Origin of the sequence: Pseudomonas sp. ADPe, from assembly GCF_014843515.1 — a bacterium.
Classification (GTDB): domain Bacteria; phylum Pseudomonadota; class Gammaproteobacteria; order Pseudomonadales; family Pseudomonadaceae; genus Pseudomonas; species Pseudomonas citronellolis.
Genome location: NZ_CP062122.1, coordinates 6,928,412 through 6,948,070, shown reverse-complemented (window position 1 = coordinate 6,948,070; position 19,659 = coordinate 6,928,412). Strand labels below are relative to the sequence as shown.

Sequence of the window (19,659 nt, the reverse complement as noted above, 5' to 3'; positions counted from 1 at the left end):
GTGCGGCGGCGCCCTGTGCTAGGCTGAGGCGGTTGTCCTTCCAGCCGAGTGAACACGGATGCTCGCTGCACTCAAGCGTTACCCGCGGTCGGTGAACCTGCTGTTCTGCGCCACCTTCGTCCTGACCCTGGGGCGAGCCATCAGCCTGCCGTTCCTGGTCGTCTACCTGTCCTCGGCCTTCGCCCTGCCGATCGCCCGCATCGGCGCCATCGTCGGCGGCGCGCTGATCGCCGGCTCCGTGCTGAGCCTGTACGGCGGCTACCTGACCGACCGCCTGTCCAGCCGCGGACTGATCCTGGGCTACACGGCGTGCTTCATCGCCGGCTTCGTCGGCATGTGCCTCACCGCCAACCTCTGGCTGTTCTTCGGCTTCCTGGTGGCCTTCAACTTCGCCTATTCGGCGGTGGACGTGGTGGTGAAGGCGAGCTTCGGCCGCCTGCTGCCGGCGCAGGAGCAGGGCCGCGCCTTCTCCATCCGCTACACCTTCATCAACATCGGCTATGCCGTCGGCCCCTTCCTCGGCGCCGGGCTGGCCCACTGGGCGCCGAAGCTGCCGTTCGTGGTCTCCGCACTGCTCGGCGCCGGTTTCCTGCTGCTGTACCTGGGCTACGGCGAGCGCAGCCAGCGCCCGGCCCCGGCGGGGCAGGCGCCGGTGTCCTTCCTGGCCCTGGGCCGCGTGCTGCTGGATGACCGGCGCCTGGTCTGCTTCACCCTCGGCGGGGTGCTCAGCGCGGTGGTGTTCGGCCAGTTCACCGCCTACCTCTCGCAATACCTGGTCACCACCCGCAGCGCCGAGGTGGCCTACCAGGTCATCAGCACCGTGGTGGCGGTCAACGCCCTGGTGGTGATCGCCCTGCAGTACCCGCTGGGCCGGCGCATCGACGAAAACCGCCTGGAAACCTGGCTGCTGATCGGGCTGGCGCTGTTCCTGGCCGGGGTGATCGGCTTCGCGCTGTCCACCAGCGTGCTGCACTGGGTGCTGGCGATGACGGTGTTCACCCTGGGCGAGATCATCGTGTTCCCCGCCGAATACATGTTCATCGACCGCATCGCCCCGCCGCAGCTGCGCGGCATGTACTACGGCGCGCAGAACCTATCGAACCTTGGCGGCGCCCTGGGCCCGGTGCTCTGCGGCTGGGTACTGGCGAGCCTGCCGGCGCACTGGATGTTCGTGATGCTGGGCGCCTTCGTCGTCGCCGGCGGGGTGTTCTACCGCCTGGGCGCGGCGCTGCCGGCGCTGCCCCGGCAGCCGTAAGGCGTCAGGCGGGCCGGTGCCGCGGCGCCGTGGAGGAGCATCCGCTCCAGCAGCCCGACAGTCGTCCCATAGGTCACCCGTTCAAAGAGTGATTCCCCGATATTGGTGAGCATGGGGTATGGCACTTTCCGACGGGTATGGCCCTTTCCCAGGGCAACTCAGACCTTTCCCATTTATTAGTGACGCCCCACCCCCTGAACCTTGGATCCGGCGTTGCCCGACAGCCTTCGGCTGGCGAGCCCGCGTCATCCATCGTCAATGGGATGGGCGCTCTGCTGGTGGGGCGCCTCGTAGAGAGGGGCTTCAATGGCTATCGGATACTTCATTCGCCGCGGGGACAGGACCACCTGCGGCGGCGTGGTGCTGGAAGGTGATTCAACCTTCCTGCTTGACGGGATACCCATGGCGCGCGAGGGCGATCGCGTGAGGTGCGGAAAGGACGGCAAAGCCTACCCGATCATAGGGGGCGTCCTGCACTTCATCTCCGGCACCTGTGCAGCGGGTACACTGGACAGTTTCAGTGGTTGCCCGTGCCGGTCCCAACTGGTTCCCATGGCGTTCGACGCCTCGTATCACTCGGATGATGGGGGCGGCCCTACCCGGACTCAGGCAGCGAACAGTGCATCAGCCTCTGTGACACCGTTCGCCGCCGGCTTGCCGGGGGAAGCCTCCAAGTCGGCCGCCCATAGCCGCCCGGAAGAGCCGCTACCGGAAGAGGAGGAAGAAGAGGAAGAACAGGACGAAGCCGGCATCGTGCTGCGCCTGGGCCTGTTCTTCGACGGCACCGGCAACAACGAGGCCAACAGCGCGGCGGCCGCCGGCTGCTTCGCCGCCGACGTGGGGCTGGCGGCGGATGCCGCCGAGGACATTCGCCAGTACTGCGCGACCCTGGGTTATGACGGCCAGGGCGGGGCGCCGGACAACAGTTACGGCAATGACCTCAGCAATGTGGCGCGACTTTATGCCCTCTATCCGGACCAGGCGGAAGACATACTACCGCCAGGAACCGAAGAGGCTTACGTACCGGTGTACATCGAAGGTATCGGCACTCGTAGCGGTCTGGGAGACTCCCTTTATAGCCAGGGCACGGGCCAGGGGGACACCGGCGTGGTTGCACGGGTCGAGCAGATGCCGGCGCTGGTCGTGAAGCAATTGGATAGGTTTCGAGGGGTGAACCCTCAGGCCAAGATTCGTCGGATCGAAATCGACCTGTTCGGTTTCAGTCGGGGTGCGGCGGCGGCGCGACATTGCGCCAACGACCTGCTCAAGGGCGCGAACAGCCTGCTGGCCCGGTCGCTGCCTGCCGGCTCGACCTTGTTGGCGGCCGGGTTCGCCTGGCGCCACCGCAGCGACTTCGCCCTCAACTTCATCGGGTTGTTCGATACCGTGGCCGCCATCGTCTCGCCGCATACCTTCGACTTCAGCCCGCACAATGCCAGGAATTCCGGGCTGCACCTGCGGCTCGCACCGGGCATGGCCCGCCAGGTGATCCACCTGGTGGCCGATCATGAGTACCGCCACAACTTTTCCCTGACCCAGGCCGAAGTAGACATCGTGGTCCCTGGCTGCCATTCGGACATCGGTGGCGGTTACCTGCCCCTGGCCAGGGAGAAGCTGCTGTTGAGCAAGCCTGACAGCAGCCTCGAAATCGACTTGCTCGCCAAGGAGCGCAGCGGGGCTTACTCGCGGACCAGGCAGCGCTTCAATCGAGAACTGCACCACTGGTCAGCCTATGTACCGCCCGAGGGGCTGAGCATCGCCAGTTGGTCGGTACAGGTTCGCCGTCGTGCACGGGACACACCGGCGGAAAAGCGGGTGTACGCCGCCATCGCCAGCGAGCGAGAGGTGCGCGGCGAACTGTCACTGGTGTACTTGCGCATCATGCGGGAATGGGCAGTGCGTACCGGGGTGGCGTTCAATCCGATAGACCCGAACGACGACCGCATGGCATTGCCGCAAGAACTGCAGCCCATCGCCACCAAGTTGCAGGCTTTCGCCCTAGGGGAAGCGTTCACGCCTCTCACCGCCGAGGAAACCGCCTTGCTGCATCGCCGCTATATCCACCTCTCGGCCAACTGGAATGCCGCCAGGGGCTGGAACAGCAGTGCCCTGGACGTGGTGTTCATCAATCGCCCGGCCGAGAGGATGCAGCGCAAGGAGCACCCCAATGAGTAAGTTCGGAATCATGGTACTGCTGGGTTTGGTGCTCGGACTGGCCGGCTGTGCCGGCGGCGCCCACCGGCTGCCCTATGACTCGTGGCGTCTGGGCCTGTTCGCGCCCAACTACATGGAAGTGTGGATCGAAACCGCCGATGCGGTGGATGTGCAGGATCGCGTTTTTCGCCGTGCAATGAACGGGATTGCTGCGATCAACACCCCGAAGAACCTCAAGGGTGATCCACGGGGCTGGCCGATTCAGCCTGGCGCCGGTAAAGGCAAACAGGTGCTGGGCGCCGACCTGCCGCGCCTGATCTACGTGCGCTGGCAGTCCCTGGCCGAACCACAGACCTACGAGGCCTATATCGTAATCCCTGAGGCCAGCCGGAGAGCGATGGTGAAGCCGGAGACAGGTTATTGCCCGGCCAGGGGGATTTGGCGCGAAGACTATCGCGACATGCTGACGGTAGGCCTGGCGCCGGGCGGTATCGCCAAGGTCTGGCTTATGGGGGCATGCCTGTCAGCCATCGACGTGGCGCGGGTGCAGGGTACCGTTGTGAAGAAAGGACCTTATGGAGGTAAGTCGGGGGGGCAGCACCGACCGTTATCCGCGACCTCCAAGGCCTATATCGAGAAGTACGGGATTCCCTATGGCTCCTGGTGATCCCATTGCCCGCAGGCTTGGAATCCTGGCGCTGCTGGGCTTGGTGCTTGGCCTGGCCGGCTGTGCCGGTGGCGCCCATCGGTTGCCCTATGACTTATGGCGCCTGGGTTTCGGTACCCCAAACTATATGGAGGTATGGATCGAGACCGCCGACGCAGTGGATGTGCGGGATCGTGTCTTCTATCGCGCCATGAGTGGGATTGCTTCGACCCAGAGCCCGAAAAGCCTCAAAGGCGATCCGCGAGGGTGGCCAGATCGACCGGGAGCGGGAAAGGGTAAGCAGGTGCTGGGCGCCGATCTGCCGCGCCTGATCTACGTGCGTTGGCAGTCCTTGGTCGAGCCGCAGACCTACGAGGCCTATATCGTAATCCCTGAGGCCACCCGGAGTGCGATGGTGAAGCCGGAGACAGGCTATTGCCCGGCCAGGGGGATCTGGCGCGAAGACTATCGGGACATGCTGACGGTAGGCCTGGCGCCGGGCGGTATCGCCAAGGTCTGGCTTATGGGGGCATGCCTGTCGGCCATCGACGTGGCGCGGGTGCAGGGTACCGTCGTGAAGAAAGGACCCGACGGTGGGCTGAGTGGCGGTCAATACGCCTTGCCCCTGGAGCCGGAGTCCAAAGCCTATATCGAGAAGTACGGCATCCCCTACGGCTCCTGGTAAGAACCGACTCAAGGAAAACACCCAATCATGAAAGGACTGATCATCTGGATTGCGCTGCTGGCCCTATCGGGCTGCGCCAACCTTGCTTACAGCAATCCCACAACGGAGCTGGCGGCAAATTATTCGCTGCAAGGTGTCATGGAAATGGGGTCACAGCTCAGGTTGGAGGCCAATGGAACATTCGAGGCCAACCTGTTTTATGGCGCCGCTGACGGCTACGCCAAAGGTACGTGGAAGCAGGCCAACGGGCAGGTGGTGCTTTCTCCCAGCAAGACCCTAGGGCTGGGGGAGATATTCAAGGATATGGAAATGCGGGCCGATGGCTTCTGCCTGCGCGTTGAACTGAATGGAAGCAACGGCTGCTATCTGCGCAATGTAGAACTGCCCTACGATGCCTGGTTCCTCGGCTTTGGCACACCCAATTACATGGAGGTGTGGGTCGAGACCGCTGATGTGGTGGATGTGCGAGAACGGGTATTTCGTCGAGCCATGAGTGGCATTGCCTCGACTCAAAGGCCAAAGGATCTTCAGAGTGATCCATCCGGCTGGCCCAAGCGGCCCGGAGGCGGAGCTGGCAAGTATGTACGCGGTGCCGATCTACCGCGATTGATCTATGTACGCTGGCAATCGCTGGTCGAACCGCAGACCTACGCGGCCTACATCGTCATTCCCGAAGCGGCCCGGCAGGCCATGCTCAAGGGCGAGCGGGCCCATTGCCCAGCCACAGGCAAATGGATAACGGACTACCGGGAAACACTGACCGTTGGGCTGGCCCCTGGGGGGATCGCAAAGGTCTGGCTGGCGGGCCCGTGCCTAGCCCCCATCGAGGTGACACGGGTACAAGGTGAAATTGTGAAGAAGGGCCCCTATGGCGGGACATCGGACGGGAAGCACAGACCTCTGTCCGAGACATCGAAGGCCTATATCGAAAAACACGGCATTCCCTACGGCTCCTGGTGAGCACGCAACCCTGTCGATTTTCTCAACGCCTTTGGTGGCGGCCGGGGCGGGCAGGGCATCCCCGGGCCCGGCGTGACACCACCCCCCGGACCCGCAGGGAGGCCGTCCCGGGCCGCCGGCACGGGTTGCCGCTTGCACCACCTTCGCCGCCATTGATAGCCTTCGCGGCCTAAGAAGAACACAGGCCCCGGGTATGGTGATCAGGGTTGTCGAAGCGCAGGAAGTCGATCAGCAGCGGATAGCCATTCCGGGTTGGGAGCAGCAGTACACGCAGATGTCCGCCGGGCGTTTCGCCGGGCGCATCCTGCATGCCGAGGTCGAGGGCATCGAGCTCTACGAGGAGCAGATGAACCTGCGCGTGGAGCAGGAGTTCCACGCGCCGCCCGGCGCGCTGGTGTTCAGCTTCGACATGTCGGAGAACACCCTCTACCTGCTCGATGGCGAGACGCGCAACGCCTGGGTCACGCCGGAGAACTATCGCGAGGTGGCGGTGGTGATCAAGCAGGCGGGGCAGTGGGGCCAGGCGCTGGACGACTTCACCGACCTGGTGCTGACGCCCTTGCGCTCCGACGGTTGCCGTTCGCTGGCCGCGTCGCTGAGCGACCTGCTCGCCGGCGCAGGCGCCGGGCGCCATCCGGTGGAGGCCCCCGGCGTGGCGCAGGCCATAGTCGCCAATTGCTTCTCCCTGCTCTGCGAGGCGCCGGCCGGCGACGAGCAGCGTTCGCGCTCCATCGTCCAGGCCAAGCGCGTGGTGCAGCGGGTCAAGGACGTGGTGAACGATTGCCCCGAGGAGAACTTCGCCATGGCCGAGCTGGCCGCGAAGGCGGGCGTTTCGCCGCGCACCCTGCAGCAATCCTTCCTGCGTTACGCCGGCATGCCGCCCATCGTCTGGCTGCGCAACCGCCGCCTGAACGCCGCCCGCCGCGACCTGCTGGGCGCCGCCGAGTCGGGCATGACCGTCGCCGAGGTGGCGATGAAGTGGTCGTTCTGGCACCTGGGGCGCTTCTCCCAGTCCTACCATGCGCTGTTCGGTGAGTATCCCAAGGCTACTGTCAGGCAGGGTGCCCGGCCTTAGCGCCGTTACCTTCGGCCAGCGGCGGATAACCGCGAACGGTTATGCGCCCTACGGTGTTCGCCGGAAATACGGGGTGCGAGGATGGCGCTGGACTACCAGCGCACTCAGGACAGCCCCCTCTCCCGCTTGCGGGAGAGGGTTGGGGAGAGGGCGCTCTTGTGCCCAGCACCTACGCCACCGGGAAACACCGTTCGCGAGCAAGCTCGCTCCTACGAAAAGCTCTTCGCGCCACGCAAAGAAATGATGGGTATCGCTTCGCTCAACCCATCCTACGGGTGTTGTGTTTGCCGAAGAGCATTTCGGCGCGGCCTCAGCCCAGCTTCTCGCGTATCCGGTACCAGGCCATGCCCAGCGCCAGCAGCGGCGAGCGCAGCAGCTTGCCGCCGGGGAAGGTCAGGTGCGGCACCGCGCTGAACAGGTCCAGGCCCTGGCTGTGGCCGCTGTGGATGGCCTCCGCCAGCAGCTTTGCCGACCAGTGCGTGACGTTCAGCCCGTGGCCGGAGTAGCCCTGGGCGAAGAACACGTTCGGCTGCGCCTTGAGCCGCCCCACCTGGGGGAAGCGGTTGGCGGTGATGCCGATCATGCCGCCCCACTGGTAGTCCAGCCTTACGTCCGCCAGTTGCGGGAACACCTTGAGCACCTTCGGCCGCATGTAGGCGCCGATGTCCTTCGGGTCGCGTCCGGAATAGTGGCAGGCGCCGCCGAACAGCAGGCGGCGGTCGGCCGTCAGGCGGTAGTAGTCCAGGCCCACCTTCTGGTCGCACAGCGCCATGTTCTGCGGGATCAGCTGCGCCGCCAGCGTCTCGGGCAGCGGCTCGCTGGCCACCACGTAGCTGCCGGCGGGTAGCACCTTGCCGGTCAGGCGCGGTTCCAGTTCCTCCAGGTGCGCGTTGCAGCCGAGCACCAGGTTGTCGGCCAGCACCCGGCCCCGCGCGCAGTGCACCACCGCCTGGCGGCCATGCTCGATGCGCAGGGCGGGGCTGCGTTCGAACACCCTGGCGCCCAGGGCGGCCGCCGCGCGGGCCTCGGCGCGCACCAGGTCGAGCGGGTGCAGGTGCCCGGAGCCCATGTCCACCAGGCCGCCGGCGTACTGGTCGCTGGCCACCACCTCGCGGATGCGCTCCGGCGCCACCAGATGCGTCTCGTGCGGGTAGCCCTGGGCGCTCAGCTGGGCGTGCTCCTCCACCAGGCCGGCATATTGCGCCGGGGTGTTGGCCAGCTCGCAGAAGCCCCAGCGCAGGTCGCATTCGATGGCCAGGTCGCGGATGCGCTGCGCCACCAGCTCTACCGACTCGGTGCCGGCCCGCTCCAGGTAGCGCACGCCTTCCTCGCCGACGTACTTGGCGAAGCCGCTGACGTCGTGGCCGATGCCGCGGATCAGCTGGCCGCCGTTGCGCCCGCTGGCGCCCCAGCCGATGCAGCGGGCCTCCAGCAGCACCACGCTGAGGCCGCGCTGGGCCAGCTCCAGCGCGGTGTTGACGCCGGTGAGCCCGCCGCCGACGACACAGACGTCCGCGCGAACCTCGCCCTCCAGCGCAGGGTAGGGCTGTTTGTCCCGGGCGCTGGCGGCGTAGTAGGACGCGACCTGCTCGTCGGTGTGGCTCATGGCTCGCTCTCGCTTCATTGGTTGAACTTGATCTTGCTCCAGCTGCGGGTCATCAGGCGCATGATCTTGGGCGGCGGCGCCTTGGCGATGTACAGCTTGTCCAGCACCTGCTGGCTCGGGTAGACCTCGGGGTCGTTCTGCATCTGGGCGGGCAGCAGCGCCTTGGCGTCGGCGTTGGCGCTGGGGTAGCCGACGTACTCGCTGATGCCGGCGATCACCTGCGGATCGAGAACGTAGTTGATGAAGGCCAACGCCTGCTCGGGGTGCGTCGCGTCCGAGGGAATGGCCATCAGGTCGAACCACAGGTTCGCGCCTTCCTTGGGAATGGCGTAGGCGATCTCGATGCCGTTCTTCGCTTCCCGGGCCCGCGCGGCGGCCTGGAACACGTCGCCGGAGTAGCCGAAGGCCACGCAGATGTTGCCGTTGGCCAGGTCCGAGATGTACTTCGAGGAGTGGAAGTAGGTGACGTAGGGGCGCACCGCCGCCAGCTTGGCCTCGGCCTTCGGGTAGTCCGCCGGGTTGGTGCTGTTGGGGTCCAGGCCCAGGTAGTTGAGCACCGAGGGGATCATCTCGTCGGGCGAGTCCATGAAGGCCACCCCGCAGGCGCTGAGCTTCTTGATGTTCTCCGGCTCGAACAGCACCGCCCAGGAATCGATGCGGTCGACGCCCAGCACCTGCTTGACCTTCGCCACGTTGTAGCCGATGCCGTTGGTGCCCCACAGGTAGGGCACCGAGTGCTTGTTGCCCGGGTCGTTCTGCTCCAGCAGCTTGAGCAGCTGCGGGTCCAGGTGCTTCCAGTTCGGCAGCTTGCTGCGGTCCAGCTCCAGGAACACCCCGGCCTGCACCTGGCGGGTGAGGAAGTGGTTGGAGGGCACCACCACGTCGTAGCCGGAGCGGCCGGCCAGCAGCTTGCCTTCCAGGGTTTCGTTGGAATCGAAGACGTCGTAGACCGGCTTGATGCCGGTGGCCTTCTGGAAGCCGCCGAGGGTGTCCGGGGCGATGTAGTCGGTCCAGTTGTACACGCTCACGGTCGGTTCGGCGTGGGCGCCCGCGGCCAGCGTGGCCAGGGCGAAGGGCGCAAGGTAGCGCAGCAGTCTCATGACGACTCCTGAATTGTTGTTGTGGTTGAGGCGAAAAGGGCGGATCAGACGCTCAGCAGCAGGAACTCGCGCTCCCAGGAACTGATCACCCGCTTGTAGTTCTCGTGCTCGGTGCGCTTCACCGCGACGTAGCCCTGCACGAACTTGCGGCCCAGATATTCGCCGAGCACCTCACAGTCTTCCATCTGCGCCAGGGCGTCCTCGATGGTGATCGGCAGGCGCAGGTTGCGGCGCTCGTAGGCGCGGCCCTGCACCGGCGCGCTGGGGTTCAGCTGCTCGACCATGCCCAGGTAGCCGCACAGCAGGCTGGCGGCCAGCGCCAGGTAGGGGTTGGCGTCGGCGCCGGGCAGGCGGTTCTCCACGCGCATGGCCGCGGGCGGGGCGGCCGGCACGCGCAGGCCCACGGTGCGGTTCTCTTCGCCCCACTCGACGTTCACCGGCGCGGAGGTGTCCGGCAGGAAGCGGCGGAAGGAGTTCACGTTCGGCGCGAACATCGGCAGCACTTTCGGGATGTACTTCTGCAGGCCGCCGATGAAGTGCAGGAACAGCTCGCTCATGGAGCCGTCCTCGTTGGCGAAGACGTTTTTGCCGCTGGCGATGTCCAGCACGCTCTGGTGGATGTGCATGGCGCTGCCCGGCTCGTCGGTGATCGGCTTGGCCATGAAGGTGGCGCTCACGTCGTGCTTGAGCGCGGCCTCGCGCATGGTGCGCTTGAACACGGTGATCTGGTCGGCCAGGTGCAGCGCGTCGCCGTGGCGGAAGTTGATCTCCATCTGCGCCGGGCCGTCCTCGTGGATCAGCGTGTCCAGGTCCAGGCCCTGCAGTTCGCACCAGTCGTAGACGTCTTCGAACAGCGGGTCGAACTCGTTGGCGGCGTCGATGGAGAAGCTCTGCCGGCCGCTCTCGGCGCGGCCCGAGCGGCCCACCGGGGCTTCCAGGGGGAAGTCCGGGTCGCTGCTGCGCTTGGTCAGGTAGAACTCCATCTCCGGCGCCACCACCGGGCTCCAGCCCTTGTCGGCGTACAGCTTCAGCACGCGCTTGAGCACGTTGCGCGGCGACAGCTCGATGGGGTTGCCGTATTTGTCGAAGGTGTCGTGGATGACCATCGCGGTCGGCTCCAGCGCCCAGGGCACCACGAAGATGGCGTCCGGGTCGGGCTTGCAGACCATGTCGATGTCGGCTTCGTCCAGCAGCTCGTAATAGACGTCGTCATCGACGAAATCGCCGGTGACGGTCTGCAGCAGCACACTTTCCGGGAGCCGCATGCCCCCTTCGCCGAGGAACTTGTTGGTGGGGGAAATCTTGCCGCGGGCGATGCCGGTCAGGTCGCTGACCACGCATTCGACTTCGGTGATTTTCTGCTGCTTCAGCCGTTGCTCCAGTTGCTCGGCGGGGGTGCTCATACAAGCCTCGGATGGTTCATGGGTTCTGGGTGGGGGCGCCGGCAGCGTGGCGCTGCCTGGCCGCGGGGCTAGTTTCGTCCACCGGGCGGGGGCGTTCTATCCACTTTCCGCACGCTTGAGGCCGCGGGGGGCGCAGGGCGGGGGACTTGTGGCGATTCTTCGGGCGGAATCAGGGGAAGTTTCCGTCGCGGCAACTGCCTTGAGCCCTTACAAGGCGCATCCGTAGATTCCGTCTGCCACGGTTCGCCCGTGGTGGGGCGTAGGAACCCCGGAATATCGCAAGACGTGCGGTAGCGCCATTGCCGCAGGGCAGGCGTGTATCCAAGGCCCTGCGGTTCCATGGCGGACCGTGCGAGGAGGCTTCGGCCTGCCGGTTGTCTTGTGACGGTATTCCTACCCTGGCACGGTCCGCCTCTCCCTTCCAGGAGGCGGCTCCCATATCCCATAGAGGAGCAAGACGGAACATGCATCGCCTTGTCGTTCAGTCCAAGCAACACCCCCGCAGCACCCGCCAGGAGGTCCGTCATGGCTGACCTCGTTCCCCTCATCCCCCTCAGCCCGGCCACCGAGCCCCACGACGACGTGCTGTACGTCAACCCCAACGCCCCCGCCGACCACCTCCACGAAGCCGCCGTCCGCCGCCTGAGCGCGCTGGAAGACCTGCTGCACATGCTGGAGGACAGCGCCGACGAAATGCCCCTGACCCACCTCCAGGCCCGCATGGCTGCCGCGCTTGCGCCGCTGGCGGCGGAAGCGCGGCAGCTGTACGAGCTGGCGCAGGTCAAGCGAGGGTAATGCCCCGGCCCCGGGCGCGCCGGGGCCATGACGGGGCGGCGCTGGCGGCGTACCGTTCGACCGCCGGCAGCGTCGTCCTCCCCGTGATTTGATCGTGGTCAAACTTCCGTTCGCCCCGCGGCGTACAAGTGACCCGGCGGTTCCTTCCCACGCCGGCGCCACGCCAGGAGGTTTCCATGCCCACCACCCAGCCTTCACAGCCCACCACCGAAGCCCCCGACGAGCATTGGGTCGAGGCCCTGCCCGACGGCAGTCATGTTCTGATCCGGCCGTTGCGCGCGGAAGACCGCCAGCGCGAGGCGGACTTCATCGCCCGGCTGTCGCCGGAGGCGCGGCATTTCCGCTTCCTGTGCAGCATGCGCGAGGTCAGCCCGGCACTGCTCGACCAGTTGATGACGGTGGACTTCCACGACAGCGCCGCCTACATCGCCCTGGTGCACCAGGACGGCGAGCTGGTGGAAGTGGGCGTCAGCCGCTACGCCCGCGGCGCCGACGCCGGCCATTGCGAGTGCGCGGTCACGGTGGCCGATGACTGGCGGCACCGCGGCCTGGGGGTGGCCCTCATGCGCCACCTGATCGAAACCGCCCGGCGCAACGGCATGACGCAGATGTATTCGATCGATTCGGCAGCCAACGCGCCGATGCACGAGCTGGTGCGCTTCCTCGGCTTCAGCAGCCACCAGGACCCCGAAGACCCCACGCAGACCATCCATACCCTGCAGCTGCAACCGGCGACCTGAAGCGGGGAGGCTGCCATGCACATCCAACTGCTGTGCACCGGCGACGGGCGTTGCTACGTCCAGCTCGACCAGTTCCGCGTGCCTTTCCGCAACGCGGAGCAGGCCAACGCCTACCTTGAGCGCCTGCAGCAGCGCATCGCCGCGCCCCACGTGCTGGCCGAGGCGCAGCGTCGCGACGCCGACAAGCGCCAGGCCCAGCGCCGCGCGGGCTGAGCCTTCCACGGGCCGCGGTCACGGCCGGCGCGCCGTGGGCCTCCTGGCCGCCTACAAGGGGCGGCCGCTCACCGGCCGTTCAGGGGCGTATCGCCAGGATGCTGGAGTGCACCCGGTACAGCGCCTGCTCGGTGGTGCTGCCGACGATCTTCGCCAGCCCGGCGTGGTAGAGGGTGCCCATGACCACCACATCCATGCGGTAGTCGTCGACGAATTCGGCGATGACGCGGTTGGCCGCGCCCTTGATAAGGTGCAGGCACTTCTGCTCGATGCCGAAGCGTTCGCCCAGGCGCTGCATGCGCTCGGTGGCGCGGCCGCTCATCTGTTCCTGTATTTCGCTGGTCCAGGCCACCGGCCCCACGGCATAGGCGAGGAAGCTGCTGCTCAGGTCGTAGGCCTGCAGCAGGTGCAGCTCGGCGTCGCATTGCAGCGCGAGCTGCTGGGCCGATTCGACGATGCGCTCGTTCAGTTCGTCGACGCGGGTGTCGTCCTGGGACAGGTCCAGCGCCGCCACCACCTTGCGCGGCAGGGGATGCTCTGCGTGGCTGACCAGGTGCAGCGGCACCGCGCACTGGCGCAGCAGTTGCCAGTCCAGCGGCGTCATCAGCGCCCGGCTCACGGCCGTTTCGTAGTGGACGTCCTTGACCAGCAGGTCGAAGCCGCGTTCGCGCACCCGGCGCAGGACTTCCTGCAGCGGGTCGTCGCTCCACACCGCCTCGGCGCTGGCCTCGATGCCGCGCCCGCGCAGCAGCTCCACCTGGTCGTCGAGCCAGGCCTGGTGCCGCTCCTGGATGGTGTTGCGGGCGCGTTGCTGCAGGTCGTAGTCGAGGGTGTTCAGGGCTGGCGCCAGGCTGTCGATCATCAGCATGTGCAGGCTGGCGCCGGCGGAGCCGGCCAGGGCCTGGGCGCGGGCCATGGCGGCGGAATAGTGCTGGTGGGTGTCGCAGATCAGGAGCAGGCGCGAGTAGGCGTTCATGGCGGTCTCCGCAGCGGCGCCCGCGCCACGGGCGGCGCGGGCTGGGTGGCTGTGAGCCTGGGCCGGGGCGCGTGCGGGCACTTTGATGCGCATCAAGAACGCTGGTGGAGAGGGGGCGGCAGGCGGTCGAAGCGGACCACCGGTCCTTCGGCCGGAGGCGGCGACAGCAGGCGCTCGTTGCGCAGCCAGATGCTCGCCGCCGGCACCCCGCTGCGCAGGCACGCCTGGGCCGCGCTACGGCCGAGAAAATCCGGGGTGGCGCAGAACACCACGTCGGGCGGCCGCTCCAGCAGTTGCCGGTGCAGGCGTTCCAGCAGGCAGGCGCCGTGGACCCTTTCGTCGAGCAGGCCCAGCGAGTGCAGCCAGCGCCGGCATTCCTCGGGCAGGCCCGCCAGGCTGGCGGCGTCGGCGATCAGGTCCAGGCGCAGCGCGGGCATCCAGCAGGCCAGTTCGTCGATCGCCGCCGCCACCGACAGCAGGCCGTTGCCGCTGGCCACCACCAGCAGCCGGCCGGCGCGCAGCGGCAGGGGCCAGCCGACGCCCAGGGGGCCGCGGTAGTCCAGCCAGCCGTCCGTGGCCGCGAACCGGCCGGGGTGGCTGGCGCTGACGATGAACGGCCCGTGGTGCTCCGGCAGGCTGATGTAGCTGCACGGCTGCAGGGCCCCGCCATGCGCGCCCAGCAGGCAATACTGGCCGGGTATGACGGCGCTGCCCGCGTCGTCCTCCAGCAGCAGGCGCAGGCATTGCCCGGTGCCCGGCAGGCAAAGCACTTCCAGTAGCCGTACCCGTTCCATTGCGCGCCCCCTTGGCGAGGTCGACCAGACGCGTCGCTTCGGTCCAGGCTAGGCGCCGCGGGCCGGGCCGCCTTGACCGTCATCAAGTTCTGCGCCGCGGGGGCCGATGCCGGCGTTTTGACCGGGATCAAGGACAGCCGCCATGGCCGTCGCAGAATCGATTCGCCCCATTTCCGAGGCGGTTCATCCAGCGGAGGAATTCCCCATGTCCGACCCCGCAAAGCAAGTCCCCGTCACGCCGTCCCCCAGCCAACCGGCCAAGGCGCCAACCCCCGGCGCCAGCCCCTTCGATACGCTGCGACGGCAGATCGACAGCCTGTTCGACGACTTCGGCCGCACGCCGCTGCGCCTGCCCTTCGGCCACAGCGCCTTCGACGTGGAGCCGTTCTGGCGGCGCGAGCCGTTCAGCCGCGGCCTGCCCGCGGTGGACGTCAGCGAGCAGGCCGAGGAGTACCGCATCAGCGCCGAGCTGCCCGGCATGGATGAGAAGGACATCGAGGTGAAGCTGGCCAACGGCAACCTGGTCATCAAGGGCGAGAAGAAGGAAGAGAAGGACGAGAAGCGCAAGGAGTACCACCTGTCGGAACGCCACTACGGCAGCTTCGAGCGGGTGTTCCGGCTGCCCAAGGAAGTGGACGCGGAGAAGGTCCACGCGCAGTTCTCCAAGGGCGTGCTGCAAGTGCACCTGCCCAAGCGCGCCGAGGCGGTGCACCCGGAGAAGGTCATCCCGGTGAAGAACGGCGATTGATGCACTCGGGCGCGCCTGCTGGCGGCAGGCGCGCCCCTTCGTCGAGTGGCGTAGCGCGGCCAAGCGCAACGGCTATAGTGGGAAAATCCCCTTATTGCCGGAGGCGCCGTCATGTCCGACGCTTACCGCTCCCCGCCGCGCCCGCAGGTCAACTGCCAGGCATGCTCGTTGAGCCGCCTGTGCCTGCCGGCGAGCCTCAGCGACGGCGAGGTCGAAGAGCTGGACCGCATCGTCCGGCGCAGCCGCCCCCTGCAGAAGGGTGAGTACCTGTTCCGCGCCGACGAGCCGATGCAGCACGTGTTCGCCGTGCGCTCCGGGGCGCTGAAGAGCTACCTGCTCGACGCCAACGGCGGCGAACAGGTGACCGGTTTCGTGCTGCCGGGCGAGATGCTGGGGCTGGACGCCATCGGCTCGCCGCGCTTCCCGGGCTATGCGGTGGCGCTGGAGGTTTCCATGGTGTGCAGCATCGGCCTGGAACAGCTGGAGGACCTGTCCGGGCGCATCCCCGGCCTGCGCCACCAACTGCTGCACATCCTCAGCCAGGGCATCCAGGGCGAGTACGCGCACATCCGTTGCAGCCGCGAGCGCGCCGAACAGCGCCTGGCCGGCTTCCTCCTCGGCCTGTCGGCCCGCTACCAGCAGCGCGGCCTGTCGCAGGACCGCTTCACCCTGCCGATGAGCCGCGGCGACATCGGCAACTACCTGGACCTCACCATGGAGACGGTCAGCCGGCTGTTCACCCGCTTCGTGCAGACCGGCCTGATCGAATGCCACGGCCGCGAGGTGCGCCTGCTCGACCGTCAGAACCTGTGTCGGCTGAGCGGCGTGGAGGCGCAGCCGGAGCGCCCGTGAGCCGCTGAGCGGGCCGTCCATCCGCTGGCCGCGGCGCGGGCGCCGGGCGCGCCGCCAATCTGATCGAGATCAAAGTCGGGCCGTGGCGTCGCGCCCATCGTGCAAGGCGAGCGAATGTCCGCTTGCCCGCACAGGAGACGAGCCATGGCCATCGGCGAATACTGCAACCGCGACGTCGTCATCGCGGCGCCTACCGTATCCATCCTGACCGCCGCCCGGTTGATGAGCGAATACCACGTCGGCGACCTGGTGCTCGCCGAGCAGGTGGAGCGCGAGCGCTACCGGCCCGTGGGCATCATCACCGACCGCGACATCGTGCTGGAGGTGGTCGCCAACAACGAGCCGGAGCCGGGCAGCATCCAGGCCGGCGACATCCAGCTGCGCAACCTGGTCACCGCCCAGGAACGCGACGATGTGTTCGACGTCATCACCCGCATGCGCCAGGCCGGCATCCGGCGGATGCCGGTGGTCGACGAGCAGAGGCTGCTGGTGGGCATCGTCTCGGCGGACGACCTGCTCGGCGTGCTGGCCGACAACCTGCGCGACCTCTCGCGGCTGGTGGGCTTCCAGAACCTGCGCGAAGAGGGCGAGCGTGAAGCCGACTACTAGGCGAGGTGGCTGCCATGCATGACCTGACGCTTCCCTTCGTCGACCGCGCCGCTGCCGGCAAGGCCCTGGCGCGCTTGCTGCCGGCCTACCGGGGCCGCCCCGGGGCGATAGTGCTGGCCCTGCCGCGCGGCGGCGTGCCGGTCGGCTATGAGGTGGCCAGCGAACTGGACGTGGAACTGGACCTGATGATCGTGCGCAAGCTCGGCGTGCCTTCGTACCCGGAGCTGGCCATGGGCGCCATCGCCAGCGGCGGTGTGCGGGTGCTGAATGACGACGTGCTGCGGATGCAGGGCGTCGATGCGCGCGCCCTGGAGGCGGTGGAGCGCAGGGAAAGCGCCGAGCTGCACCGGCGCGAGCGCGCCTACCGCGGGCAGCGGCCCATGCCGCAGCTGGCTGGCCGCCAGGTGCTACTGGTCGACGACGGCCTGGCCACCGGCGCCACCATGCTGGCCGCCGTGCGCGCGGTACGCCAGCAGGCGCCGGCGGCCATCGTCGTCGCCGTGCCGGTGGCGCCGGCGGAAGTGCTGGAAGAGCTGCGCCACGAGGTCGACGAGGTGGTCTGCCCGTTCACCCCGGAGCCGTTCAGCGCCATCGGCCGCTGGTACCTGGACTTCTCCCAGACCAGCGACGCCGAGGTGGTGGAATTGCTGCAACGGGCCTGGCGGCGGGAGGCGGGCGAAGCCTAGCCTCAGGTGCAGCGCCGGCCGTGGCGCAACACGTCGATGCGCAGCTCCGGCTCGTAGGGCGGCACGTTGCATTCGACGATGTCGTCCGGGGCCACCTGCAGGCGCAACCCCACCACGTCGGCGTGCACCGGTTGGCGGCTCACGCAGCGGTCCACCAGCACGCCGGCCAGCACGTGCCGCGCCCCGAGCTGGGCCAGGTAGGCGCAGGCGCGCAGCAGCGAATGGCCTTCGTAGAGCACGTCGTCCACCACCAGCAGCGTGGTGCGGCTGAGGTCCATGCCGGCCAGTTGCGGGTTCTCCGTCAGTTCCGTCTCGGGGTGCAGCAGGCTCAGGTCGTCGGCGTAGCGCTTCACCTTCAGGGCGTGGACGGGCAGGGGCGGGTGGCCGCATTGCACCAGGTGTTCCTGCAACCGGTGCGCCAGGGGCTCGCCACGCCGCACGATGCCGACCAGCGCGCTTTCGCTCGGGGGCAGCAGCGGGGCGGCCTTCTGCGCCATGGCCTGGAGCACGGCATCCAACTCCCGGGCGTCGTACAGGGTCAGGCGTTGCGGAGCGTTCGGGGTCGCCATGGTGGGCCTCCAGGCCGTTGCCGGGCATGGCTTTCACCATCGCGCGTCGGGCGAGGGGCGAATTTGATCCAACGCAAATCCGGCGCAGGCCAGGGGGCTGAAACTCGTCCGTAGTTCCCCCATCGAGCCCGATGCGGGCCCCTGCCTTCCGGCGCGCTGGCGGCGTGGCCGGATACCCACGAGGTGCGCTATGAGCCAGCCACGCAAGCTCCTGTTCCTGACCCACCCCGAGCAGCACGATTCCCCCGGCCTGCAGCGCGCGCTGGCCCTGGCATCGGCCTGCAATGCGGCCTTGCACGTGCTCGTCTACGTGGGGCCCTTCGCGACCTTCCTGCTGGACCGCAAGGTCATGGAGCAGGCCCGGGAAAGCCTGGTGCAGGCGCAGCGCAAGGCCTGGGAAGGCGAATGCGCGGCCCTGCGCGGGCGGGGGCTGGAGGTCACGGCCTCGGTAGTGGCGGCGGACAACCTGCGCGAGGAGATGCTCCAGGACATCCGCGAGTTGCAGCCTGACATGGTGATCAAGGACGTGCGGCACGAATCGGCGCTCAAGCGTTCCTTCGTCACCCCGCTGGACTGGCACCTGCTGCGGGAGTGCCCGGCGCCCCTGCTGCTGGTCAACGACATCCGCCAGCCGATGCCGCGCAAGATAGTCGCCGCGGTGGACCCGTCCGACCCGCAGACCCAGCTCAGCGACATCAACGACAGGATCATCGCGGCCGCCAACGGCCTGGCCCTGCAATGCGACGCGGAGCTGCACCTGCTGTTCGTCTACGACTGCATGCCGGCCTACATGGCCAACGGCGGCGAGGGCGGCGTGGCCTGGGTCGACCTAGTCGAGGAGATGCGCGGCGCGCTGCACAAGCCCTTCGTCGCCCTGGCGGACAAGTACGGCGTGCCCGAGGAGCGCCGCCACTTCCTGATGGGTACGGCGGTGCGCGGCATCGCCAACTTCGTCCAGCAGAACGCCATCGACGTGACCGTGATGGGCCGCATCCACCGCAGGGCCGTGGACAGGCTGATCGGCAGCACCACCGAGCACCTGATCGAGCATGTGCAGGGCAGCGTGCTGGCGCTGCAGCCGGGCGAGCAGGGCGCCTAGCGCAGCAGTTCGGCCACCCGCAGCGCCGTGGCTTTCGCCGACTGCGGGTTCTGGCCGGTCACCAGGCGGCCATCCACCACCACCTTGGGCACGAACGGCAGCAGGGCCTTCTCGTAGTGCGCGCCGCGCCGCTTCATTTGCTCTTCGGCGTTGTAGGGCATCTTCTTCGCCACGCCGGCGAGGATTTCCTCGCGCCAGGAGAAGCCGGTGAGCCTGCGCCCCGCCACCAGCAGGCTGCCGTCCGACAGCGTCGTGTTCAGCAGGCCGCAGTAGCCGTGGCAGACCGACGCGACTATGCCCCCGCGTTCGTAGATGTCGCGGGTGAGGCGCTGCAGGCCGGCGTCGTCCGGGAAGTCCCACATCACCGCGTGCCCGCCGGTGAAGTAGATGGCATCGAAGTCCGCCGGGTCGATGTCCCCGGGCTTGGCGGTGTTGGCGAGCAGCGCCCGGTGGGCGTCGTCGGCCAGCCAGGCCTTGGCCGAGGCATCCCGGTTCGGCCATTTGAGCGAGCGCGGCTCCAGCGGCGTGACGCCGCCCTTGGGGCTGACGATCCGCTGCACATAGCCCCTGTCGGCGAACACGTCGTAGGCGTGGGTCAGCTCCGACAGCCACAGGCCGGTGGGGTCGGCCGGGTCGGCGTAGTGCGCGACGTTGCTGACGACGTGGAGAATGCGCTTGCTCATTTGCCCTTCCT

The 19,659-nt window shown here is 67.6% G+C and carries 21 protein-coding genes; 14 read left to right on the top strand and 7 right to left on the bottom strand.

The features are described 5' to 3' along the window. Positions 1-58: 58 nt before the first annotated feature. The 6 genes from IG194_RS31265 to IG194_RS31240 all read left to right on the top strand — a co-directional run bounded on the left by IG194_RS31265 (position 59) and on the right by IG194_RS31240 (position 6,775). Complete coding sequence (locus IG194_RS31265; RefSeq protein ID WP_058489913.1) at positions 59-1,255, top strand: MFS transporter; 1,197 nt, start codon at positions 59-61, stop codon at positions 1,253-1,255. Between the two features lie 306 nt (positions 1,256-1,561). Continuing rightward, complete coding sequence (locus tag IG194_RS31260; RefSeq protein ID WP_058489912.1) at positions 1,562-3,430, top strand: PAAR domain-containing protein; 1,869 nt, start codon at positions 1,562-1,564, stop codon at positions 3,428-3,430. Beyond that, positions 3,423-4,076, top strand: coding sequence for a DUF2931 family protein (locus IG194_RS31255; RefSeq protein ID WP_058489911.1), 654 nt, complete (start codon positions 3,423-3,425; stop codon positions 4,074-4,076). Before IG194_RS31260 ends, IG194_RS31255 begins: the two co-directional genes overlap by 8 nt. Then, positions 4,063-4,740: a DUF2931 family protein gene (locus IG194_RS31250; protein WP_058489910.1), complete on the top strand. Its 678-nt coding sequence runs from the start codon at positions 4,063-4,065 to the stop codon at positions 4,738-4,740. Before IG194_RS31255 ends, IG194_RS31250 begins: the two co-directional genes overlap by 14 nt. A gap of 309 nt (positions 4,741-5,049) precedes the next feature. Next, positions 5,050-5,700, top strand: coding sequence for a DUF2931 family protein (locus tag IG194_RS31245; RefSeq protein ID WP_082996309.1), 651 nt, complete (start codon positions 5,050-5,052; stop codon positions 5,698-5,700). Between the two features lie 193 nt (positions 5,701-5,893). Then, positions 5,894-6,775, top strand: coding sequence for a helix-turn-helix domain-containing protein (locus tag IG194_RS31240; protein ID WP_058489909.1), 882 nt, complete (start codon positions 5,894-5,896; stop codon positions 6,773-6,775). Between the two features lie 310 nt (positions 6,776-7,085). Here the strand turns inward: IG194_RS31240 and IG194_RS31235 are convergent, their stop codons facing one another. The 3 genes from IG194_RS31235 to IG194_RS31225 are packed head-to-tail and all read right to left on the bottom strand — an operon-like array spanning position 7,086 to position 10,884. Continuing rightward, entirely contained in the window at positions 7,086-8,381 is a 1,296-nt protein-coding gene (locus IG194_RS31235) for an NAD(P)/FAD-dependent oxidoreductase (RefSeq protein ID WP_058489908.1), read from the bottom strand. A 14-nt stretch (positions 8,382-8,395) separates the two neighbouring features. Beyond that, positions 8,396-9,481: a polyamine ABC transporter substrate-binding protein gene (locus IG194_RS31230; RefSeq protein ID WP_058489907.1), complete on the bottom strand. Its 1,086-nt coding sequence runs from the start codon at positions 9,479-9,481 to the stop codon at positions 8,396-8,398. 44 nt (positions 9,482-9,525) lie between these two features. Next, positions 9,526-10,884, bottom strand: coding sequence for a glutamine synthetase family protein (locus tag IG194_RS31225; protein WP_058489906.1), 1,359 nt, complete (start codon positions 10,882-10,884; stop codon positions 9,526-9,528). Between the two features lie 525 nt (positions 10,885-11,409). Between IG194_RS31225 and IG194_RS31220 the strand changes: the two genes are divergently transcribed. The 3 genes from IG194_RS31220 to IG194_RS31210 all read left to right on the top strand — a co-directional run bounded on the left by IG194_RS31220 (position 11,410) and on the right by IG194_RS31210 (position 12,632). Continuing rightward, positions 11,410-11,679 carry a hypothetical protein gene (locus IG194_RS31220; protein ID WP_051879039.1) on the top strand — a complete coding sequence of 90 codons (270 nt, stop codon included), beginning with the start codon at positions 11,410-11,412 and terminating at the stop codon, positions 11,677-11,679. Positions 11,680-11,855: 176 nt separating this feature from the next. Next, positions 11,856-12,419: a GNAT family N-acetyltransferase gene (locus IG194_RS31215; protein WP_009622394.1), complete on the top strand. Its 564-nt coding sequence runs from the start codon at positions 11,856-11,858 to the stop codon at positions 12,417-12,419. Between the two features lie 15 nt (positions 12,420-12,434). Next, positions 12,435-12,632, top strand: coding sequence for a hypothetical protein (locus IG194_RS31210; RefSeq protein ID WP_009622391.1), 198 nt, complete (start codon positions 12,435-12,437; stop codon positions 12,630-12,632). Between the two features lie 79 nt (positions 12,633-12,711). On the opposite strand, the gene IG194_RS31205 is transcribed toward IG194_RS31210, so the two are convergent. Continuing rightward, positions 12,712-13,608, bottom strand: coding sequence for a universal stress protein (locus tag IG194_RS31205; RefSeq protein WP_043314536.1), 897 nt, complete (start codon positions 13,606-13,608; stop codon positions 12,712-12,714). A gap of 92 nt (positions 13,609-13,700) precedes the next feature. Beyond that, a complete protein-coding gene (locus IG194_RS31200; protein ID WP_064987600.1) occupies positions 13,701-14,402 on the bottom strand; it encodes a hypothetical protein in 702 nt (233 codons plus the stop codon). 205 nt (positions 14,403-14,607) lie between these two features. Between IG194_RS31200 and IG194_RS31195 the strand changes: the two genes are divergently transcribed. From IG194_RS31195 to IG194_RS31180, 4 genes are all read left to right on the top strand, one after another. Then, positions 14,608-15,150, top strand: coding sequence for an Hsp20/alpha crystallin family protein (locus IG194_RS31195; RefSeq protein ID WP_043271710.1), 543 nt, complete (start codon positions 14,608-14,610; stop codon positions 15,148-15,150). A gap of 111 nt (positions 15,151-15,261) precedes the next feature. After that, entirely contained in the window at positions 15,262-16,002 is a 741-nt protein-coding gene (fnr, locus tag IG194_RS31190; protein ID WP_058489904.1) for a fumarate/nitrate reduction transcriptional regulator Fnr, read from the top strand. Positions 16,003-16,146: 144 nt separating this feature from the next. Then, positions 16,147-16,611, top strand: a complete 465-nt coding sequence (locus IG194_RS31185; protein WP_058489903.1) for a CBS domain-containing protein — start codon at positions 16,147-16,149, stop codon at positions 16,609-16,611. A gap of 14 nt (positions 16,612-16,625) precedes the next feature. Continuing rightward, entirely contained in the window at positions 16,626-17,297 is a 672-nt protein-coding gene (locus IG194_RS31180; RefSeq protein ID WP_058489902.1) for a phosphoribosyltransferase, read from the top strand. Positions 17,298-17,299: 2 nt separating this feature from the next. On the opposite strand, the gene IG194_RS31175 is transcribed toward IG194_RS31180, so the two are convergent. After that, positions 17,300-17,866 (bottom strand): phosphoribosyltransferase family protein, encoded by a 567-nt coding sequence (locus tag IG194_RS31175; protein WP_058489901.1) that lies wholly within the window; start codon positions 17,864-17,866, stop codon positions 17,300-17,302. Positions 17,867-18,056: 190 nt separating this feature from the next. On the opposite strand from IG194_RS31175, the gene IG194_RS31170 reads away from it, so the two are divergent. Beyond that, a complete protein-coding gene (locus IG194_RS31170) occupies positions 18,057-18,965 on the top strand; it encodes a universal stress protein (RefSeq protein WP_058489900.1) in 909 nt (302 codons plus the stop codon). Here the strand turns inward: IG194_RS31170 and IG194_RS31165 are convergent. Then, complete coding sequence (locus IG194_RS31165; RefSeq protein WP_058489899.1) at positions 18,962-19,648, bottom strand: type 1 glutamine amidotransferase domain-containing protein; 687 nt, start codon at positions 19,646-19,648, stop codon at positions 18,962-18,964. The genes IG194_RS31170 and IG194_RS31165 overlap by 4 nt on opposite strands. Between the last annotated feature and the right edge of the window lie 11 nt (positions 19,649-19,659).

Coding starts and splice junctions, on each gene's coding strand:
- IG194_RS31265 (WP_058489913.1), top strand. CDS start 59: ATGCTCGCTGCACTCAAGCGTTACCCGCGGTCGGTGAACCTGCTGTTC.
- IG194_RS31210 (WP_009622391.1), top strand. CDS start 12,435: ATGCACATCCAACTGCTGTGCACCGGCGACGGGCGTTGCTACGTCCAG.
- IG194_RS31165 (WP_058489899.1), bottom strand. CDS start 19,648: ATGAGCAAGCGCATTCTCCACGTCGTCAGCAACGTCGCGCACTACGCC.
- IG194_RS31250 (WP_058489910.1), top strand. CDS start 4,063: ATGGCTCCTGGTGATCCCATTGCCCGCAGGCTTGGAATCCTGGCGCTG.
- IG194_RS31225 (WP_058489906.1), bottom strand. CDS start 10,884: ATGAGCACCCCCGCCGAGCAACTGGAGCAACGGCTGAAGCAGCAGAAA.
- IG194_RS31220 (WP_051879039.1), top strand. CDS start 11,410: ATGGCTGACCTCGTTCCCCTCATCCCCCTCAGCCCGGCCACCGAGCCC.
- IG194_RS31170 (WP_058489900.1), top strand. CDS start 18,057: ATGAGCCAGCCACGCAAGCTCCTGTTCCTGACCCACCCCGAGCAGCAC.
- IG194_RS31215 (WP_009622394.1), top strand. CDS start 11,856: ATGCCCACCACCCAGCCTTCACAGCCCACCACCGAAGCCCCCGACGAG.
- IG194_RS31175 (WP_058489901.1), bottom strand. CDS start 17,866: ATGGCGACCCCGAACGCTCCGCAACGCCTGACCCTGTACGACGCCCGG.
- IG194_RS31200 (WP_064987600.1), bottom strand. CDS start 14,402: ATGGAACGGGTACGGCTACTGGAAGTGCTTTGCCTGCCGGGCACCGGG.
- IG194_RS31240 (WP_058489909.1), top strand. CDS start 5,894: ATGGTGATCAGGGTTGTCGAAGCGCAGGAAGTCGATCAGCAGCGGATA.
- IG194_RS31255 (WP_058489911.1), top strand. CDS start 3,423: ATGAGTAAGTTCGGAATCATGGTACTGCTGGGTTTGGTGCTCGGACTG.
- IG194_RS31185 (WP_058489903.1), top strand. CDS start 16,147: ATGGCCATCGGCGAATACTGCAACCGCGACGTCGTCATCGCGGCGCCT.
- IG194_RS31205 (WP_043314536.1), bottom strand. CDS start 13,608: ATGAACGCCTACTCGCGCCTGCTCCTGATCTGCGACACCCACCAGCAC.
- IG194_RS31180 (WP_058489902.1), top strand. CDS start 16,626: ATGCATGACCTGACGCTTCCCTTCGTCGACCGCGCCGCTGCCGGCAAG.
- IG194_RS31245 (WP_082996309.1), top strand. CDS start 5,050: ATGCGGGCCGATGGCTTCTGCCTGCGCGTTGAACTGAATGGAAGCAAC.
- IG194_RS31260 (WP_058489912.1), top strand. CDS start 1,562: ATGGCTATCGGATACTTCATTCGCCGCGGGGACAGGACCACCTGCGGC.
- IG194_RS31230 (WP_058489907.1), bottom strand. CDS start 9,481: ATGAGACTGCTGCGCTACCTTGCGCCCTTCGCCCTGGCCACGCTGGCC.
- IG194_RS31235 (WP_058489908.1), bottom strand. CDS start 8,381: ATGAGCCACACCGACGAGCAGGTCGCGTCCTACTACGCCGCCAGCGCC.
- IG194_RS31195 (WP_043271710.1), top strand. CDS start 14,608: ATGTCCGACCCCGCAAAGCAAGTCCCCGTCACGCCGTCCCCCAGCCAA.
- fnr (WP_058489904.1), top strand. CDS start 15,262: ATGTCCGACGCTTACCGCTCCCCGCCGCGCCCGCAGGTCAACTGCCAG.